The following is a 22,816-nucleotide window of genomic DNA, read 5'->3' as shown; positions in this document are numbered from 1 at the left end:
AGAGGTAGATCCTGGATCGCCGTTCTGCCGCAACCTCGTCATTGCGAGCGCAGCGAAGCAATCCAGAATCCCTCCGCAGAAAGACTCTGGATTGCTTCGCTGCGCTCGCAATGACGGGGTAAGCCACGGGTCTTCGAGGCGGCTGCCGATGATGACATCATACCCCTGTTTTGCCCGACGGAGCAAATCGGCTTCGTAAAATCCGCAAGTTCACGACACCCGCCGGCAAGTCATTGATTCCGCTGGCCCCGGCTACTGTGCATGGGGTTGTTTTCGCACTTTTTGTTTTGCCGGCCGTCTACTCCGCCGCTTTCTCCCTCAAGCGCTGCGCATAGACGTTGATGACCAGCGCCGCCAACAGGATCAGGCCGCGGATCAGGATCTTCAGGAAGCTGTCGATGTTGACGTGGTCGAGACCGTTGTTGAGCACGCCGAGGACGAACAGCCCGACGATGGTGTTGCCGATGCCGCCGCGGCCGCCGAACAGGCTGGTGCCGCCGACCACGACGGCGGCGATGGAATCGAGCAGGTAGGTGTCGAACTCGTTCTGCTGCGCGCTGCCGAAATGGGCGACGCCGAGCATGCCGCCGATACCAGAGCACACCGCCGAGATCACCATCACCGCACCGAGGATCAGCTTGACGTTCAGTCCCGAATATTCGGCCGCCTCGCGATTGCCGCCGACCATGTAGACGTAGCGGCCGAAGCGCGTGTAGGTCAGGACCAGATGGCCGCCGAGCAGCATGATGGCGGCAACGATGACGATCCAGGGGATGCCGCCGATTGAGCCGGAGCCGAGCGTCGTGATCAGGCTCGGCACCTTGTAGGCGATCTGGCCGCGCACCAGGAGCGCCGAGATGCCGGCGGCGATCTGCATCATCGCAAGCGTCATGATGAAGGAGGGGATGCCGATCACGGTCAGCCCGAGCGCGTTGACGAGGCCGAGCAGGGCGCAGAGCAGGAGCGACAGGATGATTGCGACCGCGCCGGGCAGGGGAACGTTGGCGATGTTGACGTAGGATTCCTGCAGCGTGAAGTAGGCGACCGCAATGCCGGTGACGTTGGCGATGCTGGCGATCGACAGATCGATCTCGGCGCAGAGGATCACGAAGGTGAGCCCGACGGCGATGATGCCCGTCACCGACACCTGCGTCAGGATGTTGCCGAGATTGTCGAGCGTCGCGAAGGAGGGGCTGGCGAAGGCGAAGAAGGCGGTGAGGAAGATCAGCGTCAGGAACGGGGCGATATTGCGCATCTGCGAGCGCAGGAAGGGCGCAAGGCCCCGCGCCCGTTGTCCTGTCGCCAAAGCCGTCTCGCTGCTCATGTGCTTCTCCGTCACGCCGCTTCCAGCAGGCGGTCCTTGCTGACCGGCTCGTTCTTGAATTCACGCACCAATGCGCCGCGCTTGAGCACGAGGATGCGGTCGGCCAGCGACAGCACCGTTTCCGGCTCGGTCGACAGCACGATGATCGCGAGCCCCTTTGTTCTGAGATCGCGGACGATGTTGATGACGTCGTTCTTGGCGCCGACATCCATGCCGCGGGTCGGCTCGCACAGCACCAGCAGCTTGGGCGGGTAGGTCAGCCATTTTGCGAGGGCAACCTTCTGCTGGTTGCCGCCCGAGAGCATGCCGAGGTCGAGGCCGACCACCGGCGGCCTGATCTGCAGCTGCTCGACCTGGCGCCTCGCGATGTCGCGCTCCTGCGCCGGCTTGAGCAGCAGCGAGGAGATGCGGTCGAGGATGCTGATCGAGATGTTCTTGTAGACCGGCTCCTGGTGAAACAGCATGTCGCGCCGGCTCTCCGGCACCAGCGCCACGCCGGCGCGGCGCGCCGCAGCCGTGCTGGCGAAAGTTTTCGGCACGCCTTCGACTACAAGCGTGCCGCTGTCCGGCTTCAGCTTGCCGAACAGGATGCGCGACAGCTCCTGCTGGCCGCAGCCCATGAATCCGTAGATGCCGAGCACCTCGCCGGCGCGGGCCTCGAACGATACGTCTTGAAGGCTGCGGGACAGCGACAGCTGGTCGGCCTTGAGAACGACCTTGCGGTCGCTCGGCTGCGGCAGCATCAGGTCGTCGGTGTAGCTATGCTCGAGCGCCTCGCCGCCGCGGCCGATCATGGCCTCGATCAGCGCGCCCTTGCTGGTCGCCGCGCTCGCCGTCTCCGCGACCTTCCGGCCGTTGCGGAACACGGTCACCGTGTCGGACACCAGCAGGATGTCCTCGATGAAATGCGAGATGAAGACGATGGCTGTGCCTTCCTCGCGCAGCCGCCGCAGCGTTGTGAACAGCCGCTCGACCTCGGGTGGGGAGAGGGCGGAGGTCGGCTCGTCCAGGATGACGATGCGCGCGCCGGAGAACAGCACGCGCGCGATCTCGATCAGCTGCTGCAGCCCGATCGGGAGATCCCCGAGCCGAGCCATCGGGTCGACGTCGATGCCGAAGCGGGCGAGCTGCTCGCCCGCCTCGCGCGCCATCCGCCGCCATTGCACGAGGCCGAGGGCGTTGGTCGGCTGATTGCCGAGGAAGACGTTCTCCGCCACCGTCAAGTCGGGCGCGACGCTGAGCTCCTGGTGCACCATGGCGATGCCGGCGGCGTGCGCATCGCGCGCCGAACGAAAATGCATCTCCCGGCCGTCGACCAGGAAGCGGCCGGAGAACTCGGTGTGCACGCCGGCGATGATCTTCATCAGCGTGCTTTTGCCGGCGCCGTTCTCGCCGACGAGACCATGGATCTCGCCGGGATAGAGCGCGAAGTCGACACCACGAAGCGCTTCGACGCCGCCGAAGCTCTTCGTGATGCCCTGCAGTTCCAGGATGGGCTGTTGTCCCACGATCATGAAAGTTCAGATCTGAGGCTCAGATCAGGAAGTGGTCCTGCATCCACTGCATCCCGGCGGCGTTGGCCTTGGTCACGACAGGGCCATCGGTTACGACGTTCTTGGGAATGCCCTGTCCGCTCTTCTCGCCGCCGACCACGGCCGAGACGCCCGCGATGATGGCGCCGCCATGGATGCGGCAGGAGGGATTGCGGACGGTCGCGAACATGCGGCCTTCGCTCACCGCCTGGATCGCCGGTGGCATGGCGTCGACGCCGCCGATCAGGATGTTGGTGCGATTGCGCGCCTTCATGATGTTGGCGGCGGCCAGCGCCATGTCGTCATTGTGGAAGAACGCCGCGTCGATCTGCGGGTATTTGGTCAGATAGGTCTCCCAGAGACGTGCGGTCTTCGACACGTCCCAATCGGCCGGTTGGGTGTCGAGCACCTCGATCCCCGGGAATTGCTTGACGACCGAGTTGAAGCCCTTCGCCCGTCCTTGCGCGCCGGTATGGCCGAGCGCGCCCTGCGTCATGATGATCTTGCCCTTGCCGCCCATGGCGTTGCACAGCGCCTGCGTCACCGATGCGCCCATGAACTCGTTGTCGGGGGCGAGGAAGGAGTGGACGTTGATCTGGTCGAGTGGCGCGATCAGCGTGTCCATGTCGATCACGGGCGTGCCGGCGTCGATCATCTTCTGCACCGGCTGGGTGAGGGTGCCGATGCCGAAGGCTTGGATCGCCACGAAGTCCCATTTCTGCGAGGCCATGTTGTCGATCGCCGCGCGCTGCTTCACTGCATCGAGCTGGCCGTCGAACCAGGTGACCTCGACATTGAACAGCTTGCCCCAGAATTCCGCGGCCTGCTTGCCTTGCGCGCACCAGGTCGCCTGAAGACCGGCATTGGAGAAGGCCGCCTTCAGCGGCTTCTCGCTGCGTCCGACCTCGGCGGCCAGTGCGGGGTTTATGCCCATGCTGCCGAACAGGGCAGCCCCGGCGCCGGCGGTCGCAGCCGCCTGAAGAAGATCGCGCCTCGTCGTCGAGAAATCTTTCGTCCCGGACATCGCTCGCTCCCATATATATTTGTCGTCGGCGCGTCATTGGTAGCGCTACCGATGTCCGAAAGTCTCTCACAAGAGTTGTTCGCACTCAATCCGCAATCAGCCGCAGCGTCGTCGCGGCCCGCATGTTGGTGCAGCGCAAAGCGTCAAGTGGGCGCGGCGGCGAATGCATCGATCTCGGCGAGCAATGTATCCCAGGCCTGCGCGATCGCCGGCGTCCATTCATCGCCAAGCAGATCGCGGAGCGCATCCCTGATGACGGCGAAGAACGCGACGAACAGCTCGCGCGGCGTGCCATAGGCATCGTGCGAGGCGAGCTCGCAGGCGATCAGCCGGAAATGTCCGCGGCGCTCGCCGGCGAAATCGAGAATCGCCTCGATCGTCAGCGCCAGCATCGATCCCTTCACGAGGTCGCCGCTGTCCGAGCGGAACATCGCCTGCGTTTCCGGATGCTGATCGAACAGACGTTGGTAGACCAGGGGCGTGAGATCGGCGCAGCGGGAGGCGGCGCGCTCGAAGCTGTCTTCGATGGGATGAGAGGCCGCGTTCATCGACAGGTCAGCCGCGCGGGCAAAAAAAGAGCGGGGCCCTGGCCCCGCTCAAAAATTGTGTCGACCCTATTATCCCCGATCTTAAGATTTGATCTTGATTGACGGGGCGACGCTGCGTTTTGCGCGCCAGGGGCTCCTCCCGAGACTTGGACCACCAGGCCTCGACCTCGCGGTCAGCGCCTGAGCAAGAGGGATGCTAGATCAACTTTTCTCACTTGTCATCATTTTCAGCAACGAATGTTCAAAATAACAGCAGCTGACGAAATGATCGGGCTTTTTAGCCATCTAAGCACATGACAAATATAAGAAATCTGTGGATGGGCGGGGGCGGGGCGGCTGCCTCAAATGCCGGACGCCAGCCGCAGGAGGGGGCTCCGGCCCCAGTTTTTAGCGTTGCGGTGTGCCAAGTAGCCGGCGGAACCGACCTCGACTCGCGGGCCGGCGCGGTGTTTAGTTAGCGCACGAACGAATGGTTCGCCGGATGCGCGCACGCCTGCAAAAATTCCTGCCTCTGGTCCTGCTCGCCCTGGTGATGCAGGTGCTGGCGCCGATCGCCGCCTGTCTCGCGGCGGGCCAGGCCGTTGCCGATCCGCTCTCTGCCGCCATCATCTGCCATGGTGCAACTGAGCAGGGCGGCCCGGTAGACGAGACCGGGACGCCGGCCGCAAAAGCCGGCGCATGTGCGCTTTGCTGCCTCGCGCACGCTGGCGCCTCGCTTGACGCGCCGCCCCATGCGGCGTTCTCAACTCCCGTCCGCCCCATCGCCCGCATCGTCTGGCATGTGGCGAACGCGCCCGTCCTCGCCGCCGTCGACGGTTCGAGCGCCCGGGCACGCGCTCCCCCTCGCATTTCCTGATCCGCGAAACCTTCAGCTCCGAGCCGGCTTCGGCCGTGCCGGGATCGCAATGCACCGGCTCTCTGCCGGCATCAGGAATGACCTCATGCCTCGTTCAGGCTTTTTTCGACTGCTTTCTGCACCCGGAATTCTGCTTGCCTCAGCTTCTGCCCTCGTTGTGCCGTCCAATGCGATTGCGGAGAAAAACCGAGGCGAGCTTCCTCCCGTCACGGTCGACGCGCCGCGGGAGAAACGGGCCTCACCAGCCCGCGCACAGCGAGCTGCCGCGCGATCAACGCGGGCCCGCGCGCCTGCAACTGCGCCTGCACAACCGACGGCAGCTTCCGAAGGGGGCCCCGGCCCCGGTGCCCTGACGGTTCTCACCGCCCAGCAGGCGCTGAGCGAGATCAACCAGACACCGGGCGGCGTAGCGCTGGTCACAGCGGAGGCCTACCGGAATTCGACTCCTGCCAGCACGATCAAGGATGTCCTGGACTACGTGCCCGGCGTGTTTGCGCAGCCGAAATGGGGCGACGATACCCGGCTTTCGATTCGCGGATCCGGCCTGTCGCGCAATTTCCATCTGCGTGGCGTGCAGCTTTACATGGACGGCATCCCGATCAACACGGCCGACGGCTACGGCGATTTCCAGGAGATCGACCCGACCGCCTACAAATACGTCGAGGTGTACAAGGGCGGGAATGCGCTGCAGTTCGGAGCCAATTCGCTGGGAGGCGCCGTCAACTTCGTGACGGCATCGGGACGCGACCGATTTCCGAATGGCGTCTCGCTCGACGTGGGAGCCTTCGGCTTCAGGCGACTGCAGGCCAATGCAGGGGGCGCCAACGGGCCATGGGATGGTTTCGTCACCGCATCGACGCAGGTCACGGACGGCTTCCGCGATCACAGCTTCGGCTCGGGCAACCGCGTGAGCGGCAATGTCGGCTACCAGTTCTCGCCGGATTTCGAGACGCGATTCTATCTCAACGCCAACGAGGTGCGGCAACGCATTCCAGGAACCGTCACCAAGGTGTCTGCCTTGACCAATCCGGAGGCCGCGGCTCCGGCGAACGTTGCCATGGACCAGCAGCGCAACATCGACACGGTCAGGCTGGCAAACAAAACGACGATCCGATTCGACGACACCAGGTTCGAGTTCGGTGCCTTCGGCGTCGACCGGCACCTCCTGCATCCGATCTTCCAGTGGCTCGATTATCGCTACAAGGATTACGGCGGCTTCGCGAAAGTTACGGACGACCGCATTATCGGCGGTTACCGCAACAGGCTTGTCGCGGGCGTCAACTTGTTGAATGGCAGCATCGACAACCAGCAATTTGCCAACATTGCCGGACAGAAGGGGGCATTGCTGTCGTCGTCGGTCGATCGCTCGGAGAACACCTCGGTTTACGTCGAGGACAGCTTCTACTTTCTGCCGAACGTCGCCGCGATTGCCGGCACTCAATTTTTGCATGCGACGCGCAGTCGGCGGGACCGGTTTCTTAGCGACGGCGACCAGTCGGGAGCAACCCGCTTTGATCTTTGGTCGCCGAAGACGGGTCTGCTGTGGCAGATCGACCCGACGTGGCAGGCCTTCGCCAACGTTTCGCGGAGCGCCGAAGTGCCGAGCTTCGGCGAGAGCGCGCGCGGTCCTGGCATTCCGACGATTCCGTTCACCAGTATCCGTCCGCAGATTGCGACGACCTACGAGATCGGGACGCGCATGCGACGGCCCGACTATTCGTGGGAGTTGACCGCCTATCGCGCCAATATCCGCGATGAGCTGCTGTGCCTCTACAGCGCCTTCGGCAATTGCAACGTGACCAATGCCGACCGAACCGTCCATCAGGGCGTGGAGGCTGGGGCAGGGGCAGCAATCTTCCGCGACATCTTCGTGAAAGGAGGAGCGCCCGACAAAGTTTGGCTCAACCTTGCCTATACTTATAACGATTTTCGCTTCGATAGCGACCCGACGTTCGGCAACAACCAGCTGCCCGGTGCGCCGCGTCACTATTTGCGCGCCGAATTGCTCTACAAGCATCCGACCGGGTTCTATGCCGGTCCGAACGTCGAATGGGTGCCGCAAGCCTATTTTGTCGACAGTATGAACACGTTGACGACGGAGCCGTACGCACTGCTCGGATTGAAAGCGGGCTTCGACAATGGCGGGCCGTTCTCCGCCTATATCGAGGGTCGAAACCTCACCAACAAGACCTACATTGCAAGCGCCAGTATCATCGATCGCGCCACCGCGACGTCGGCGTTGTTCGAGCCAGGCGCCGGCCGGGCGGTCTACACCGGAATAAGGTATCGATGGTAAGCGCACTGAGGCTTCCGAGACCACCACGACCGACCGTGCTCGATCAGATCAAAACCGAGGGAACCAAATGAACAGGATCAAGCTTTCGCTTCTCGCCGTCGCCATGCTGCTCGGCACCAGCGCGGCGGTTGCAGCCGAGGACGTCAAGGCCGGCGATCTCGTCATCTCGCAGGCCTGGAGCCGGGCAACGCCGGGCGGCGCCAAGGTCGCCGGCGGCTATCTGACGATCGAAAACAAGGGCAACGCGGCCGACAGGCTGGTCAGCGTGTCCGCCGACATCGCAGGCAAGGCCGAGATTCACGAGATGGCGATGGACAACGGCGTGATGAAGATGCGCGCGCTCGACAAGGGACTCGCGATCGATCCAGGCAAGACCGTGAAGCTCGCGCCCGGCGGCAATCATTTGATGCTTCAGGAGCTGAAGGGGCCGTTCAAGCAGGGCGACAAGGTGCCGGTGACGCTTCAGTTCGAGAAGGCCGGAAAGATCACTGTCGCCCTCGACGTCCAGGGCGTCGGCGCGCAGGCCCCGGGCGATGGCGGGCACTCGGGTCACATGGACATGAAGAAAATGCCGGATCATTCGGGAATGAAGAAGTGATGGGCATGATCTGCTCATAACTGGTGGAGCAACAGCATGGATCGAAGAGAGTTCAACGCGACGCTTGCCGCTGTATCCCTGCTCAACTTCGTCGCGCCGCCTGCACTTGCGCAGCTGGCGTCGCCGACACGACCGCGCGTGGGCCTGTTGATCCATTCGGACATGATCCTGCTTGATTTGGCCGGTCCGCTCACCGTGTTCAGCATTATGCAGGCTGATGTCCATCTGATAGCCAAAACAGAGCAGCCGGTCATAACCGACGTTCGCTTGCCGGTTGCGCCGACGGCGACCTTCCAGAGCGCCCCACAGATGTTCGATGTGTTGTTCGTGCCTGGAGGTCTGAAGGGAACGGTCGCTGCGATGCAGGACCGTGAAACTATCGAATTCCTCAAGCAGCAGGGTGGATCGGCGCGCCTCGTCACTAGCGTTTGTACCGGTTCGCTCTTGCTTGGCGCCGCCGGGCTGCTGAGGGGCTATCAGGCCACGTCGCACTGGTATGTTCGCGATCTGCTCGCGCAGATGGGTGCGGTGGTGCGGACCGATCGCGTCGTCGAGGATCGCAACCGAGTGACGGGTGGCGGCGTGACGGCCGGCATCGATTTTGCGCTCGCGATCGCCGCTCGGTTGGCGGGCGAAGAGGTTGCACGACGAATTCAGCTCGTGATCGAGTACGATCCAAAGCCGCCGTTCGATTCCGGATCACCCGAGCGTGCCGATCCTGCGCTGGTGGGCGATGTCTTGAAGCGGCGGCAGGACCTCATTCGCGAAGCAGAATCTGCAGCCAAGGCGGCCGGTGCCGCAATGCATCTATGAACAAGTGAGGCTCCAATGCGAATAGGTTCGATTTACGCCACCACGACGGCTGCATGCCTGTTGGCAGCCGTGCCCGCAAGCGCGCATGTCTCGCTGGAGACCAAGCAGGCCACCATCGGCGCATCCTACAAGGCGGTCTTCACCGTGCCGCATGGCTGCGGGGGCTCGCCGACGGTGAAGCTCCGCGTGCAGATTCCGGAAGGGGTGATCGCGGTGAAGCCGATGCCCAAAGCCGGCTGGACCATCGACGTCGTCGAGGGAAAATATGCCGGGGAATACGACTATCACGGCAACAAGCTCTCGTCCGGCGTCAAGGAGGTGGCGTGGTCCGGCGGCAAGCTGCTGGACAAGAACTATGACGAGTTCATCATGCACACGGTGCTCACCGACAAGCTCAAGGCCAACACGACCTTGTACTTCCCCGTGGTTCAGGAATGCGAGACCGGCGTCAGCCGCTGGATCGAAATCCCAACCGAGGGGGCAGGGCATTCTCATGAGGGCAAGTCGCCGGCGCCGGGCGTGAAGCTCCTGCCAAAACCCTGATGCGCCTCCTCGCCGCGCTCGCGACGCTGCTCTTCGCTGCGGGCTTTGCGAGCGGTGCGCTCGCGCATGCGGCGCTGATCTCGGTGGAGCCGCCGGGCGCGATCCGGCTGATCGACGGGGCGGGCAGGGCGCGGGACGATTCGCGTGTCAGTGCGTCGGGCGAGACGATTTCCGTGGCGATGCCGGCGGATCTACCTGAGGGAACCGCGGTCATCAGCTATCGCGTGATCTCGCAGGATGGCCATCCGGTGGTCGGATCGGTGATGTTTTCAGTCGGCACGCCGTCGGACACGAAGCCGCCGGCGAGTGCGGGCAACGGGTTGGGCGCGCTGATCTGGCTGGCGCGCGTTGGCCTCTACCTCGGACTGTTCGTTGGTGTCGGCGGTGTGTGTTTCGCGCGCTGGATATCACGGTCGTTGACTGGCACGACCGTGCCGCGCGTGGCGCTCGCGGTCGGCCTTCCGAGCGCGGTGGTATCCCTCGGTGCGCTTGGTCTCGATCTCCTCGGCCTGCCGCCGGCGGCGCTCGCGACGGCCGCGCCTTGGAAGGTCGCGTTCGCGACCAGTGCCGGCCGCGCGTTTCTTTTTGCCACCGCCGCGATGCTGTTCGCTCTGCTGGCGCTGCGCAGCGCATGGCCTTCGCGGGCTCTTGCGATGATGGCGGTGGTCGGTGTGGGCTTGTCGCTCGCCATGAGCGGGCACGCCGCAACGGCGCCGCCTCAGATGATGATGCGCCCGGCGATGTTTCTTCATGGCCTGTGCGTTGCGCTGTGGATCGGCGCTCTTGCTCCGCTGGCGGCTTTACTGTCGAAGCCGACGCCAGCAACATTTGCCGTCGTGAACCGCTTCTCGGCCATCGCCGTGCCGGCCGTCGGCGTGCTGGCATTGACGGGGCTTGCCCTTGCCATTGTTCAGCTCGAAAAGGCTTCGGCGTTGGTCGAGACCCGCTATGGCCTCATCCTCTCGATCAAGCTCGCGCTGGTCCTCATGCTGCTCGCACTTGCGGCGCTCAACCGCTTCCGCTTCACCCCGGCACTCGCGCGTGATCGCGGGGCCCGGTCCATCCTCAAGCGCTCGATCCTTCTCGAATGTGCTGTCGCCCTCGCCATCTTCGCCGTCGTCGCCGGCTGGCGCTTCACGCCGCCGCCGCGAACGATTGTTCCGGAGACGCCTTTGGCAATCCACATCCACAGCGACAAGGCGATGTTCCAGGTGCTGGTGTCTCCTGGAAAGGTCGGCAAGGACGATTTCGTGCTCCAGCTCATGACCGGTGAGGGGACGCCCCTGGCAGCCAAAGAGGTGACGTTGACGCTCAGCCTGCCCGAGCGCGGTATTGAGCCGATGGACCGGGGCGCCTCGCTCGGGCCGGACGGCTACTGGCATGTGCGCAAGGTCGAGTTGCCCTTCGCCGGCCGCTGGCGCGTCCGGATCGAGGCGCTCGTGAGCGATTTCGAGAAGATCACGCTCGCGGATGAACTCGATGTGCCGCCGCCCTAGGCTCGCCGGCTTTGCAGAACATCCTGCTGTTCGAGTCAAACCTGAAGGCAACGGAAAAATGACAGGAATTTCGTCGCGTTAGCGGCTTTTCCTCATTCCCGGCCTTGTGTTTTCGCTTCCAATCCGGTTTCACTGCAGGCGATCACTGATTCCCAGAGTATTACCATGCGGTTGTCGCGGTTCTTTCTGCCCATCCTGAAGGAAAATCCGAAAGAGGCGGAGATCGTCTCGCATCGGCTCATGCTGCGCGCCGGCATGATCCGGCAGGAGGCGGCCGGCATCTATGCCTGGCTGCCGCTCGGCTTCCGCGTGCTGAAGAAAATCGAGCAGATCGTGCGCGAGGAGCAGAACCGCTCCGGCGCGATCGAGGTCTTGATGCCGACGCTCCAGCTCGCCGACCTCTGGCGCGAGAGCGGCCGCTACGATGCCTATGGTCCGGAGATGCTGCGCATCGCCGACCGCCACAAGCGCGAGCTGCTGTACGGGCCGACTAACGAGGAAATGATCACCGAGATCTTCCGCGCCTATGTGAAATCCTACAAGAACCTGCCGCTGAATCTCTATCATATCCAATGGAAATTCCGCGACGAGCAGCGTCCGCGTTTCGGCGTGATGCGCGGCCGCGAGTTCCTGATGAAGGACGCCTATTCGTTCGATCTCAACGAGGCCGCGGCGCGCGTCGCCTACAACAAGATGTTCGTTGCGTACTTGCGCACCTTCGCACGGATGGGACTGAAGGCAATCCCGATGCGCGCCGAGACCGGCCCGATCGGCGGCGATCTCAGCCACGAATTCATCGTGCTTGCCGAGACCGGCGAATCCGGCGTGTTCATCAATCGCGACGTGCTGGACCTGCCGGTGCCGGGCGAGGACGTCGATTATGAGAGCGACCTGACGCCGATCATCAAGCAGTGGACCTCGCTCTACGCAGCGACCGAGGACGTCCACGACGCCGCGCGCTTCGAGCAGGAGGTGCCCGGGGACAAGCGGGTGAACACCCGCGGCATCGAGGTCGGCCAGATCTTCTATTTCGGCACCAAATATTCCGAGCCGATGAAGGCGCTGGTGGCGGGGCCTGACGGTGTCGACGTGCCGATCCATGGCGGCTCGTACGGCGTCGGCGTCTCGCGCCTGCTTGGTGCCATCATCGAAGCCTGCCATGACGATGCCGGCATCAAATGGCCGGAGGCGGTGGCGCCGTTCCGCGTGTCGATCCTCAACCTGAAGCAGGGCGATGCCGCGGTCGATGCGGCCTGCGAGAAGCTCTATGCCGAGCTCACCGCCAAGGGCGTCGACGTGCTCTACGACGATACCGACCAGCGTGCCGGCGCCAAATTCGCCGCTGCCGACCTGATCGGCATCCCCTGGCAGATCATGATCGGGCCGAAGGGGCTCGCCGACGGCAAGGTCGAGATCAAGCGGCGCAGCGACGGCGCGCGCGAGACCATGTCGCCTGCCGACGCGGTCGCAAGACTTGTGGGCTGATAAGGCTGGTCGGCCGAATATTGTTCATCGCGCGATATCGCGGCCGCCAATCCGGCCACAATTGACCCCGAATCATGGGATTATCGAGCGATGGATGAGACCATGACCGAAACCGTGCAAACCGCGCCTTTCGCGCCATTCGAGTGGATGCTGTCGGCGCGCTATTTGCGGGCGCGCCGCAAGGAAGGATTCATCTCGGTCATTGCCGGGTTCTCCTTTCTCGGCATCATGCTCGGCGTCGCGACGCTGATCATCGTCATGGCCGTGATGAACGGCTTCCGCAAAGAGCTGCTCGACAAGATCCTGGGCCTCAACGGCCACATCCTGGTCCAGCCCCTGGAATCGCCGCTGACCGACTGGAAGGACGTCGCCGAGCGCGTCAGCCAGGTCGGGGGCATTCGTCTTGCCGCGCCCGTGGTGGACGGTCAGGCGCTGGCGTCATCGCCATGGAACGCCTCCGGCGTCCTCGTGCGGGGCATCCGCTCCGACGATCTCAACAACCTCACCTCGATCGCCAAGAACATCAAGCAGGGCTCGCTCGAGGGGTTTGACGAAGGGCAGGGGGTCGCGATTGGTCGCCGCCTCGCCGACCAGCTTTCGCTGCATGCCGGTGACAGCATCACGCTGGTGGCGCCGAAGGGCGCGGTCACGCCGATGGGCACGACGCCGCGGATCAAGCCGTACAAGATCGTCGCGGTGTTCGAGATCGGCATGTCCGAATACGATCTCGGCTTCGTGTTCATGCCGCTCGCCGAAGCGCAGGCCTATTTCAACCGCAGCAACGACGTCACCTCGATCGAGGTGTTCACCACCAACCCCGACAGGATCGACGCCTTCCGCAAGGCGGTGACGGAGGCGGCGGGCCGGCCGATCTTCCTGGTCGATTGGCGGCAGCGCAACTCGACCTTCTTCAATGCGCTCCAGGTCGAGCGCAACGTGATGTTCCTGATCCTGACCATGATCGTGCTGGTCGCGGCGCTCAACATCGTCTCCGGCCTGATCATGCTGGTGAAGGACAAGGGCAGCGACATCGCGATCCTGCGCACCATGGGAGCCTCGCAGGGATCGATCATGCGGATCTTCCTGATCACGGGCGCTTCGATCGGCGTGGTCGGCACGCTGGTCGGCTTCTGTGTCGGCCTCGTGATCTGCCTCAACATCGAATCGATCCGGCAATTCCTGTCCTGGCTGACCTCGACCGAGCTGTTCTCGCCGGAGCTCTACTTCCTGTCAAAACTGCCCGCCGAGATCGACGTCGGCGAGACCACGGCCGTCGTCATCATGGCGCTGACGCTGTCGTTCCTGGCGACGCTCTATCCGTCGTGGCGCGCCGCGCGCCTCGATCCCGTCGAAGCGCTCCGGTACGAGTGAGGGGCTGATGGAGCAACAGCAGGGGGCGGAAGATGTACCGGTCATTTATCTGCACGAGATAAAGCGGCAGTACTTGCAGGGCGAGGTGCCGCTGACGATCCTCGACGGCGCCAAGCTGGCGCTGTGGGCTGGCCAATCGGTCGCGCTGGTGGCGCCGTCGGGCTCGGGCAAGTCGACGCTGCTGCACATCGCGGGCCTTCTGGAAGCACCCGATTCCGGCGAGGTCTATGTCTCGGGCGCGCCGACGTCGCAGCTGCCCGACATCGAGCGCACGCAGCTGCGCCGCACCGATATCGGCTTCGTCTATCAGTCGCACCGGCTGCTGCCGGAGTTCTCGGCGCTCGAGAACGTGATGATGCCGCAGATGATCCGCGGCCTGAAGAAGTCCGAGAGCGTCAAGCGCGCCAAGGAGATCCTCGGCTATCTCGGGCTCGGCGACCGTATCACCCACCGCCCCGCCGAGCTGTCGGGCGGCGAGCAGCAGCGTGTTGCGATCGCCCGTGCAGTGGCCAATGCGCCGCGCGTCCTGTTTGCGGACGAGCCGACCGGCAATCTCGACCCCGGCACCGCCGAGCACGTGTTTCAGGCCCTGATGCAGCTGGTCAAGGCGACGCACGTGTCGATGCTGATCGCGACCCACAACATGGAACTCGCCGGCCGCATGGACCGGCGAGTGTCGCTGTCGCACGGCCAGGTGGTCGAACTCGACTAAGAACCTTCGAAAACAACCCCATGCACAGTAGCCAAGTGCTTGGTGGGGCTTCCAAAAACAATCGACGACCGCGCTCACCCGCCGCCTCAGGGCTCAGGGCCTGATCACCGTCAATTTGAACGGCCCGCCATTGGCCGCGGCATGCGCCACGGCTTCATTGGCGTGGCCGAGATCGAAGGCCGTGGTCTCGTACTCCTCCAGCTTGAGCAGTCCCGCGCGCACCAGCGCGATCAGGCGAGCCGCGGAATCGCGCGGATACATCCAGACGCCATGGATCGTGATGCATTCGCGCATGATCCAGTTGTAGGGCAGCTCCAGGCCTGGACCGCCCTGCATGTTGACGCCGCCCATCAGCACGACGCGGCCATTGGGCCGCACCGTCATGATCGCGGCGCGCACCACCGTCGTGGCGACGGAGGGCGGCATGATATCGAACGCGCAATCGATCGGGGCAGGCACTGCGCGCTTCATCAGCTCACGGTCGTCATTCTCGTTGCCGGTCAGCTTCACCGGCCTGACGCGCGCGCCATAGCGACGCACGAGTTCGGCGAGCATCTTCTCGTTGCGGCCCGGCGCCACGACCCAGGCCGCTCCCATTGCGAGCGCCACGGCCACGGCGGCGCTGCCGAAATTGCCGGTCGCGCCGCTCACGAGCACGGTCTCGCCGGGCTGCAGCTTTGCGGCAAGGAAGCCGCCATAGGGCACGAGCATGGTGCCGAGCACGCTCCATCGCGCGGCCTCCGCTTCGCTGAGTCCGCCGAGCCGCGTCACGTTCTCCGTCGGCACCCTCATCCGCTCGGCGAAGGAGCCGTGGTGAAAATATTTCTGTAGCTGCATGCCGCCTTCGCCGCGCGCGCTCACACCCTGCAGGTGAATGTCCGGAGCGATCGCGTCGTCGCGCGAGCGCACTGTCGGATCGCAGAGCACCCAGTCGCCCACGGACAATTTTGTTGCGTCCGGGCCGATCGCGCGCACGCGGCCGACCCCGCCGGCTCCGGGAATGACGGGCAAGTCCAACGCGTACTTGCGTTCACCGCTGAACACTTCATTGGAATAGGACAGCACGCGGGTGGCGACGACATCCACGATCACTTCGCCGGTGCCGAGCACGGGTTCGGGGACGTCCTCGATGACGAGCGGGGATCCGAAAGATTTGAGTACAGCAGCCTTCATGATGTCGACCTTCGTTCGCACCTCATTGTGGGTGCACGGAATATGCGAGGACTGTCGCGCGGCAAGAAGGCCTGGTATTATCCTAGTATTGCCTTGTCCCTCCCCACGGAGCACGTCCATGGCCGACCCCCGCCGCGTCGAATTCGGCGACTTCCTGAGGTCCCGTCGCGAAAAGCTGTCGCCGAAAACGGTCGGGCTGCCCGCGGGTAGCCGGCGTCGCACCGCGGGGCTGCGCCGCGAGGAGGTCGCGCAGCTCGCCGGCATCGGCGTCGACTGGTACATCCGCCTCGAACAGGGCCGCACGGTGAGCCCGTCCATCACCACCGTGGATGCGCTGGCCCGGGCCCTCCGTCTCAGCAAGGCCGAGCACGCGCACCTCAAGGCGCTGGCGCGCGAGCGCGCAAGATGCCCGTTCACGCGCGAAATCGTGCCACCGCCCATTCGGCGGATGATCGAGAGCCTGCACCAGCCGGCCTACATCACCGGCCGGCGCTGGGACGTGCTGGCTTGGAACGATGCGGCCGAAGAGATCTTCGGCTTCGGGCGATTACCGGAGCAGGATCGCAACACGCTGCTCCTGATGATGACCAACAAGCAGGCGCGAAAATCCTACGGCGCCGGTTGGGAGAACGTCGCCAAGGCCATGGTGGCGATGTTTCGCGCCAATCACGACGTCTGGGCCGGCGATCCCGCCTTCACGGAGCTGCTGACGCGACTGCGCGAGGGCAGTCCGGAATTCGTCGAATGGTGGGAGGCACACGACATCCGCAGCACCATCTCGGGGCGCAAGACCATGAACCATCCGACCAAGGGCGTGCTGCACTTCGAGCACACCAGCTTCCAGGCCAACGACGATCCCGCGCTGAAGCTGGTGATCTATACGCCGGTGTAAGCCGGTCGTTGTTGAAGCGACTTGATCATCACTCGCCTTGGCAGCCGGCGTCTTGATGCCTAGCCGCCCCCCTTGCCGGGAACCTAGGGCTCCCCCTGCGGTTACTGTTTCATCGGTGTGCAGGTGGAGCGAGGGACGTGTTCGGGGTTGACCGATGACGACAGCGACCGGGGGACCCTCGGCCGACCGCAACGCCGTCTTAGCCACCCTCGGCGATCATATTCGAGAGATCGGCAACCCCGACGATCTCGCCTATGCGGCGGCGGAGCTGCTGGGCCGCAGCCTCAATGTCAGCCGGGCAGGTTACGGCACCGTCGATACCTCAGCCGAGACCATCACCATCGCGCGCGACTGGAATGCGCCTGGGATCTCGAGCCTGGCCGGCGTGCTGCGATTTCGCGACTACGGCAGTTATATCGAGGACTTGAAACGGGGTGAGACGGTCATCTGCGCCGATGCCGAAAAGGACCCTCGCGTCGGCGACCGCGCCCGAGCTCTCGAGGCAATCTCGGCCCGCGCATTGGTCAACATGCCAATCTCCGAGCCCGACGGGGTTGTTGCGCTGCTGTACCTCAACAATGCCACACCGCGCGAATGGAGCCCCACGGAGCTGGAGCTCATCCGCGAGGTTGCCGAACGCACCCGCACCGCCGTCGAACGTCGCCGTGCCGAGAGCGCGGTGCGCGAGAACGAAGCGCGGCTCCTCTTTCTGGACGCTCTCAACAAGGAAACGGCCAAGACGCGCGATGCGGACGGCGTCATGGCGGTGACGACGAGAATGGTCGGTGAGTATCTCGGCGTCTCCAACTGCGCCTATGCCGACATGGATCCTGATCAGGACGGCTTCACCATCCGCGGGGACTGGGCCGCCCCCGGTGCGATGCACATATTGGGGCACTACAGCCTTGCCGACTTCGGCGAAAAGGCGGTGCGAGAGCTGGGCGCCGGCCGCCCCCTCATCATCAACGACAATCTGAAGGAGATCGCCCCCAACGAAGCCGCCACTTTCCAGCGTATTGGGATAGGTTCGACGATCTGCATGCCCTTGGTGAAGGAAGGGCGACTTACCGCCTTGATGGCCATTCATCATCGCGGGCCGCATCTTTGGACGGCGCGCGAACTTGCCTTGCTCACCGAGGTGACCGAGCGATCATGGGCGCATATCGAGCGCGTCCGATCGGAGCAGGCGGCGCGCGAAGCTGCCGAGCGGCTGGTCCTCGCCAACAAGGCTGCCGGAATCGGCACCTGGGACTACGATCCGGTCAACGATATTCTTCGATGGGATAGCCGCTGCAAGGAGGTGTTCGGTCTCTCACCGGATGCCGAGGTCAGAGGGCTCATTCCTGAAGGGCATCCATCCCGACGATAAGCAGCGCACCCATGAGGCCGTCTCGGCCGCGTTACAACCCCATTCTCCGAGAAGTTACAACATCGAATACCGGACCGTCGGCATCGAGGATGGCCTCGAGCGCTGGATCGCCGCAACGGGTCATACGATCTTTTCCGATGGCCAGGCTACCCGATTTATCGGGACCGTGCTGGATATCTCCGCGCAAAAGAAGACCGAACGTCATCTGAGGATCCTCAACGACACGGGAGCATCGGTTGCCCGCGAACGCGATCTCGACAGGATCGTCCAGATCGTGACGGATGCCGGCGTCGAGCTGACGGGCGCGCAGTTCGGAGCCTTCTTTTATAACGTCGTGGCCGCGGACGGCGGCAGCTACATGCTGTATTCGCTGTCCGGCGTGCCGCGATCCGCTTTCGAAAACTTCCCAATGCCACGCAACACCGCCGTGTTCGAGCCGACCTTCAAGGGCACGGGCGTGGTGAGGTCGGACGACATCCTGCAAGATCCGCGCTATGGCAAGAATGCGCCGGGGAAAGGCATGCCCGAGGGCCATCTTCCGGTCCGGTCCTACCTGGCAGTCCCGGTGATCTCGCGAAGCGGCGAAGTGCTCGGTGGGCTTTTCTTCGGTCATGCGGAGGTCGGTCGATTCCACAAAGAGCACGAGGCCGCATTGCTCGGCATTGCCGGCCACGCCGCGACGGCAATCGACAACGCCCGGCTGCTGACCAGGCTCGAAGCGCTCAATGCCGAACTCGAGCAACGTGTCTCCGACGAGATCGCCGAGCGCATGAAGGCCGAGGAGCAATTGCGGCAATCGCAGAAGATGGAAGCCGTCGGGCAATTGACCGGAGGGATCGCCCACGACTTCAACAACATGCTGGCCGTGATCCTCGGCAGCCTGAATCTCGCCAAACGGCGGCTCGGCAAGGGAGAGCCCAACATTGACCGCTTCCTTGAGAGCGCCATGGATGGCGCAAACCGTGCCGCCACGTTGACGCAAAGATTGTTGGCGTTCTCGCGACAGCAGCCTCTTGCGCCTGAGGTCATGGACATCAACAGGATGGTCGGTGAGATGAGTGAGCTGCTCGAGCGCTCGCTCGGCGAGCTCGTCCGTCTCGAGACGGTCCTGGCGGCTGGCCTATGGCGCGTCAAGGCAGACCCTGCCCAGCTCGAAAGCGCTCTCATCAATCTGGCAGTCAATGCACGCGATGCCATGCCGAAGGGTGGCAGGCTGACGATCGAAACCGCCAATGCCTCGATAGATCGAAAATATGCCCGTGAATACGCGCTGCAGCCGGGGCAGTACGTTCTCATTGCGGTGACGGACAATGGCACGGGCATTGCGGCGGACGTGCTGGGAAAGGTCTTCGATCCGTTCTTCACGACCAAGGTCGTGGGCAAGGGGACTGGACTTGGCCTCAGCCAGGTCTACGGCTTCGTGCGGCAGTCGGGCGGCCATGTCAAAATCTATTCGGAGGTGGACGTCGGCACGACCGTGAAGATCTATCTTCCACGCTTCGCGGGCGAGGAGGCTGTCTCAACGCCGTCGCAAGGGGTGCCACATCCCGGTGCAAGCCTGCAGAGCGAGACCATCCTCGTCGTCGAGGACGACGAGCGGGTCCGCAGCATCTCATCCGAAAGCCTGCGCGAGCTTGGCTACACCGTTGTCGAGGCCGCGAACGCCAGGGAGGCGATCGGGAAAATCGAAAGCGGTTTCATTCCAGATCTGCTGTTCACCGACGTTGTCATGCCAGATATGACCGGTGCCGAACTCGCGGCCGAACTGTCAAGACGATACCCGGACCTGAAAGTGCTGTTCACGACCGGCTACACGCGCAACGCGATCGTCCATAATGGCGTGCTCGATGCCGGCAAGCATTTGCTGTCCAAGCCCTTTGCGATCGAAGACTTGGCCGCCAAGGTCCGCTACCTGCTCGACGAAGGTTGAATGATGTTACGAGTTGAATCGCCCCGGGGCGATGGCCGACGGCCTTTCAAGGCGCCAGAGCGCGCGGAGTGTTTGTGCTGACGGCCGGTTGAGGCGCAGGCGTCCACGGGCTCTCGGGCCAAGGAGCTGCCTGCCAGGGAGCCGCTTGCCCAGGCGTCGTCGGCCAGGAGCTTGTCGGGCCCGTCGTCGGCAACGCGCAGGATGCCTTGAGCCGGGCCCACTGTGACGGCAGGCCCGCCAGGTCGAGCTCGAACCTCGTGATGTCCGTCTTGTCGTCCGCTATCGGCGTGGTTTCGCGGACCTGCAGGGAGCGGGAGGCCATTATTGCCTTGACCATGTCGGCGTCGATATTGCCGCGCCAGACCTCGTACTTGCCGGTCCGCAGCGGAGATCCTCCGGCCGCCTTGTCCTTGGCGGCATCCGCCGTGATCAGGATCGTGCTCTTGCCGGCGGCCGTTTCGTCGACCTCGGCCGCAAACGTCAGCGGCGCGCCCTTGCTGCTTTCGCAAGACAGGCGCAGCTCCATCGTTCGGAACGTGGCGGCGCTCTCCTTCTTTGCGGTCGCGATCTTGCGGACGAACGGCCGGGCCCCTTTCTCCAGCGTCCAGTTCGTTTCGGCAAAAGATCGCGTGTCGATGCCGAAACCGTAGAGCTCGGATCGCGTCAGCACGTGCAGGCTTTCGAACTTCACCGTCCGGATGAGCGAATCGAGATCGCGGCTAATTCCCATCGCTGCGATGAACGCGGCGCGATCACGATCGGCCGCCAAGAGCCGGCGGCGCCTGTATTCCGCGACGGCCGCCGGATCGGGCCGTCCGTCAAAGGCGAGCACCAGCCTCGAATTATGCACCGCCATTGCGGCATCGGGGGCGACCTCGCGCGACGTCGCACCGAGAAACACGTATCCGCAGGCCGAGTTGCACATGGCACGGTACGTGGTGAGCTCGGCCTCGACCTCGCCGTTTGCGTTCTTGAGCTTCAGGCACGCGGCGTCCACCTGCGTGCCCGCAGCGCAGGCGGTCGCGATCGTCCGGCCGACCCTGGCAATCGCCTTGCGGCTGCGCAGCAACCGCCCGATCGCATAGGACTGCTCGACGTTGCCGCCGGGCGAATGCAGGTAGATCGGACGCTGCAGGTCTTTGACCGCGGCGAGGAAGCGGCGAATGCGCAGCGCAGCCTCCCGATCGATCTCGCCTTCGATGGCGATCCAGCGATCGCAGCCAGGGCCGCATGCATCGGGTGGCCCCTTGGCGAGATAGATCGTCAGCCTGGAGGCAAATCCGGCTTTCTCGGTCGGCGCTGCTTCGGCACGCAAAGTGCCCGGGAGCAAGAGCGAGGCCAGGAGGAGCAGGATACGGGCGAGCATGGCAGGATCGACTGCGCGAAGGACAGCTGGACGGACGCTATACGATGACTGGCGCGGTCACAACTTGCGGCCGCCTGCGCCGTGCGCATTCATTTCGGACAGACATCCGGCAAATGTGTGCGAGACGTTCCGGCGCCTCGCGGTTCGCACGTCGCCGCGGCGAACTCGATCATCCGCCGCTCGCCGCAGCGCGGCCCGGGCGGCGGTGCAGATCGGATTGCGCGGATTAAAAGTTTGCGCGCGCGCAGCTCCGCTTGGCGGGAGCATGCCGGTGAGGGCGAGCAGGAGTGCGGCGCGGCGAGCTCAGCGCGCCGGATCTCGAACCTGCAATTGCTCAGTCTCGGCCATTCATCGCCGTGAGACAGAAGGAATGATCCTTGCCGAACGTGCACGAGCGAACTCGCGATTGGTGCGAGTGTGAATGTGATGAATGCGAGCGAAAATATGGCGACAATGGGATGAGTAACTCCACCGCGATTTTCGACTCTCCCATCACGCGAATGTGCGTGCGACGATGTTGCGCGCGCATGCTGTTGATCTCGTCTCTCGACGTTGGAACTGCTGAAAACCCCTTGTTTCAAAGGGTTTCGCGCACCTGCGATTAACATTCGTTAATGAGCAGCGTCCTTTGGATTGCACTGTGGCGTCGCGGTTACAGCAATTCCGTCGATCGCTGTTATGACCACGCCACGGCCCGGGGGCCTCTGAAGAAACTGGAACGGGAATCAAATGAAGAAGAAGTTGTTGCTCGCCGCTGTCAGCCTTGTCGCGCTCAGCGCGGCTGCGCCGGCGCTGGCTGCCGATCTCGCGGCACGGCCCTACACCAAGGCGCCGCCGGCGGCGATCGCTGCTGTTTACGACTGGAGCGGCTTCTACATCGGTATCAACGGAGGCGGTGGTTCGTCGCACGCGACCTGGGACTTCGTTGGTCTCGGTCGTGAAGGTTCGCACGACGCGACCGGCGCCACGGTCGGTGGCCAAGTCGGCTATCGCTGGCAGTCTGGACAGTTCGTGTTCGGCCTGGAAGGCCAGGGCAACTGGGCTGACTTCTCGGGCGACAACGTCAGCGCGCTGTTTGCCACCCGCAACCGCACCAAGATCGACGCGTTCGGTCTGATCACTGGCCAGGTCGGCTATGCCTGGAACAACGTGCTGCTCTACGTGAAGGGTGGTGCGGCTGTGGTCAGCGACAAGTACGAGATCTACGGCCTCGGTGGTCCGCTGCTGGCGTCGACCAGCGACACCCGTTGGGGCGGCACTGTCGGTGCCGGCCTCGAGTACGGCTTTGCGCCGAACTGGTCGGTTGGCGTCGAGTACAACCACATCTTCCTGGCCGACAAGGACGTCACCTTCGCCGGCTTTGCCGGTACGGAGCGCATCCGTCAGGACGTCGACATGGGCCTCGTCCGCCTGAACTACAAGTTCGGCGGCCCGATGTTGGGTCGCTACTAAAACCGACCCGCTCCACGCGAGCGGCCGACGAAAGCC

General features: G+C 63.9%; 17 protein-coding genes and 1 pseudogene. 12 read left to right on the top strand and 6 right to left on the bottom strand.

What is annotated here, in order from left to right:
- Positions 1–298: 298 nt before the first annotated feature.
- From DCG74_RS25860 to DCG74_RS25845, 4 genes are all read right to left on the bottom strand, one after another.
- Complete coding sequence (locus DCG74_RS25860; protein WP_172783554.1) at positions 299–1,324, bottom strand: ABC transporter permease; 1,026 nt, start codon at positions 1,322–1,324, stop codon at positions 299–301.
- A gap of 11 nt (positions 1,325–1,335) precedes the next feature.
- Positions 1,336–2,838, bottom strand: coding sequence for a sugar ABC transporter ATP-binding protein (locus DCG74_RS25855; RefSeq protein WP_172783555.1), 1,503 nt, complete (start codon positions 2,836–2,838; stop codon positions 1,336–1,338).
- A gap of 19 nt (positions 2,839–2,857) precedes the next feature.
- Positions 2,858–3,880, bottom strand: coding sequence for a sugar ABC transporter substrate-binding protein (locus DCG74_RS25850; RefSeq protein ID WP_172783556.1), 1,023 nt, complete (start codon positions 3,878–3,880; stop codon positions 2,858–2,860).
- 143 nt (positions 3,881–4,023) lie between these two features.
- Complete coding sequence (locus tag DCG74_RS25845) at positions 4,024–4,428, bottom strand: globin (protein WP_172783557.1); 405 nt, start codon at positions 4,426–4,428, stop codon at positions 4,024–4,026.
- Positions 4,429–4,909: 481 nt separating this feature from the next.
- Here DCG74_RS25845 and DCG74_RS25840 point away from each other — a divergent pair, with 481 nt between their 5' ends.
- The 9 genes from DCG74_RS25840 (at position 4,910) to DCG74_RS25800 (ending at position 14,598) form a co-directional block, all read left to right on the top strand.
- Positions 4,910–5,284, top strand: coding sequence for a DUF2946 domain-containing protein (locus DCG74_RS25840; RefSeq protein WP_172783558.1), 375 nt, complete (start codon positions 4,910–4,912; stop codon positions 5,282–5,284).
- A 49-nt stretch (positions 5,285–5,333) separates the two neighbouring features.
- Complete coding sequence (locus DCG74_RS25835) at positions 5,334–7,580, top strand: TonB-dependent receptor family protein (protein WP_373569496.1); 2,247 nt, start codon at positions 5,334–5,336, stop codon at positions 7,578–7,580.
- Positions 7,581–7,647: 67 nt separating this feature from the next.
- A complete protein-coding gene (locus DCG74_RS25830; RefSeq protein ID WP_172783559.1) occupies positions 7,648–8,178 on the top strand; it encodes a copper chaperone PCu(A)C in 531 nt (176 codons plus the stop codon).
- A 36-nt stretch (positions 8,179–8,214) separates the two neighbouring features.
- Complete coding sequence (locus DCG74_RS25825) at positions 8,215–8,991, top strand: DJ-1/PfpI family protein (RefSeq protein ID WP_172783560.1); 777 nt, start codon at positions 8,215–8,217, stop codon at positions 8,989–8,991.
- 15 nt (positions 8,992–9,006) lie between these two features.
- Positions 9,007–9,534, top strand: coding sequence for a YcnI family protein (locus tag DCG74_RS25820; protein WP_172783561.1), 528 nt, complete (start codon positions 9,007–9,009; stop codon positions 9,532–9,534).
- Positions 9,534–11,030: a copper resistance protein CopC/CopD gene (locus DCG74_RS25815; protein ID WP_257187436.1), complete on the top strand. Its 1,497-nt coding sequence runs from the start codon at positions 9,534–9,536 to the stop codon at positions 11,028–11,030. Before DCG74_RS25820 ends, DCG74_RS25815 begins: the two co-directional genes overlap by 1 nt.
- A gap of 165 nt (positions 11,031–11,195) precedes the next feature.
- The gene (gene proS, locus DCG74_RS25810; RefSeq protein WP_172783563.1) at positions 11,196–12,515 is read left to right on the top strand and encodes a proline--tRNA ligase; all 1,320 of its coding nucleotides are present in this window, start codon (positions 11,196–11,198) and stop codon (positions 12,513–12,515) included.
- Positions 12,516–12,605: 90 nt separating this feature from the next.
- Positions 12,606–13,886: a lipoprotein-releasing ABC transporter permease subunit gene (locus DCG74_RS25805; protein ID WP_172783564.1), complete on the top strand. Its 1,281-nt coding sequence runs from the start codon at positions 12,606–12,608 to the stop codon at positions 13,884–13,886.
- Between the two features lie 7 nt (positions 13,887–13,893).
- Positions 13,894–14,598 (top strand): ABC transporter ATP-binding protein, encoded by a 705-nt coding sequence (locus tag DCG74_RS25800; RefSeq protein WP_172783565.1) that lies wholly within the window; start codon positions 13,894–13,896, stop codon positions 14,596–14,598.
- A gap of 93 nt (positions 14,599–14,691) precedes the next feature.
- Here the strand turns inward: DCG74_RS25800 and DCG74_RS25795 are convergent, their stop codons facing one another.
- Positions 14,692–15,771: a zinc-binding alcohol dehydrogenase family protein gene (locus DCG74_RS25795; protein ID WP_172783566.1), complete on the bottom strand. Its 1,080-nt coding sequence runs from the start codon at positions 15,769–15,771 to the stop codon at positions 14,692–14,694.
- Between the two features lie 118 nt (positions 15,772–15,889).
- Here DCG74_RS25795 and DCG74_RS25790 point away from each other — a divergent pair, with 118 nt between their 5' ends.
- Together DCG74_RS25790 and DCG74_RS25785 are read left to right on the top strand one after the other, a co-directional pair.
- Positions 15,890–16,663, top strand: a complete 774-nt coding sequence (locus DCG74_RS25790) for a helix-turn-helix transcriptional regulator (protein ID WP_172783567.1) — start codon at positions 15,890–15,892, stop codon at positions 16,661–16,663.
- 154 nt (positions 16,664–16,817) lie between these two features.
- A pseudogene (locus DCG74_RS25785) lies at positions 16,818–19,962 on the top strand (GAF domain-containing protein).
- A 46-nt stretch (positions 19,963–20,008) separates the two neighbouring features.
- Here the strand turns inward: DCG74_RS25785 and DCG74_RS25780 are convergent.
- Positions 20,009–21,328, bottom strand: coding sequence for a hypothetical protein (locus DCG74_RS25780; protein WP_246708704.1), 1,320 nt, complete (start codon positions 21,326–21,328; stop codon positions 20,009–20,011).
- Between the two features lie 729 nt (positions 21,329–22,057).
- Here DCG74_RS25780 and DCG74_RS25775 point away from each other — a divergent pair.
- Positions 22,058–22,780 carry an outer membrane protein gene (locus tag DCG74_RS25775; RefSeq protein WP_172783568.1) on the top strand — a complete coding sequence of 241 codons (723 nt, stop codon included), beginning with the start codon at positions 22,058–22,060 and terminating at the stop codon, positions 22,778–22,780.
- Positions 22,781–22,816: the final 36 nt, after the last annotated feature.

The sequence above is a fragment of the Bradyrhizobium sp. WBAH42 genome (genome assembly GCF_024585265.1).
In the GTDB taxonomy this organism is placed as follows: Bacteria; Pseudomonadota; Alphaproteobacteria; order Rhizobiales; family Xanthobacteraceae; genus Bradyrhizobium.
This window is presented reverse-complemented; position numbering and strand designations above follow the sequence as displayed.

Coding starts and splice junctions, on each gene's coding strand:
- DCG74_RS25860 (WP_172783554.1), bottom strand. CDS start 1,324: ATGAGCAGCGAGACGGCTTTGGCGACAGGACAACGGGCGCGGGGCCTT.
- DCG74_RS25855 (WP_172783555.1), bottom strand. CDS start 2,838: ATGATCGTGGGACAACAGCCCATCCTGGAACTGCAGGGCATCACGAAG.
- DCG74_RS25850 (WP_172783556.1), bottom strand. CDS start 3,880: ATGTCCGGGACGAAAGATTTCTCGACGACGAGGCGCGATCTTCTTCAG.
- DCG74_RS25845 (WP_172783557.1), bottom strand. CDS start 4,428: ATGAACGCGGCCTCTCATCCCATCGAAGACAGCTTCGAGCGCGCCGCC.
- DCG74_RS25840 (WP_172783558.1), top strand. CDS start 4,910: ATGCGCGCACGCCTGCAAAAATTCCTGCCTCTGGTCCTGCTCGCCCTG.
- DCG74_RS25835 (WP_373569496.1), top strand. CDS start 5,334: ATGCACCGGCTCTCTGCCGGCATCAGGAATGACCTCATGCCTCGTTCA.
- DCG74_RS25830 (WP_172783559.1), top strand. CDS start 7,648: ATGAACAGGATCAAGCTTTCGCTTCTCGCCGTCGCCATGCTGCTCGGC.
- DCG74_RS25825 (WP_172783560.1), top strand. CDS start 8,215: ATGGATCGAAGAGAGTTCAACGCGACGCTTGCCGCTGTATCCCTGCTC.
- DCG74_RS25820 (WP_172783561.1), top strand. CDS start 9,007: ATGCGAATAGGTTCGATTTACGCCACCACGACGGCTGCATGCCTGTTG.
- DCG74_RS25815 (WP_257187436.1), top strand. CDS start 9,534: ATGCGCCTCCTCGCCGCGCTCGCGACGCTGCTCTTCGCTGCGGGCTTT.
- proS (WP_172783563.1), top strand. CDS start 11,196: ATGCGGTTGTCGCGGTTCTTTCTGCCCATCCTGAAGGAAAATCCGAAA.
- DCG74_RS25805 (WP_172783564.1), top strand. CDS start 12,606: ATGGATGAGACCATGACCGAAACCGTGCAAACCGCGCCTTTCGCGCCA.
- DCG74_RS25800 (WP_172783565.1), top strand. CDS start 13,894: ATGGAGCAACAGCAGGGGGCGGAAGATGTACCGGTCATTTATCTGCAC.
- DCG74_RS25795 (WP_172783566.1), bottom strand. CDS start 15,771: ATGAAGGCTGCTGTACTCAAATCTTTCGGATCCCCGCTCGTCATCGAG.
- DCG74_RS25790 (WP_172783567.1), top strand. CDS start 15,890: ATGGCCGACCCCCGCCGCGTCGAATTCGGCGACTTCCTGAGGTCCCGT.
- DCG74_RS25780 (WP_246708704.1), bottom strand. CDS start 21,328: ATGCTCGCCCGTATCCTGCTCCTCCTGGCCTCGCTCTTGCTCCCGGGC.
- DCG74_RS25775 (WP_172783568.1), top strand. CDS start 22,058: ATGAAGAAGAAGTTGTTGCTCGCCGCTGTCAGCCTTGTCGCGCTCAGC.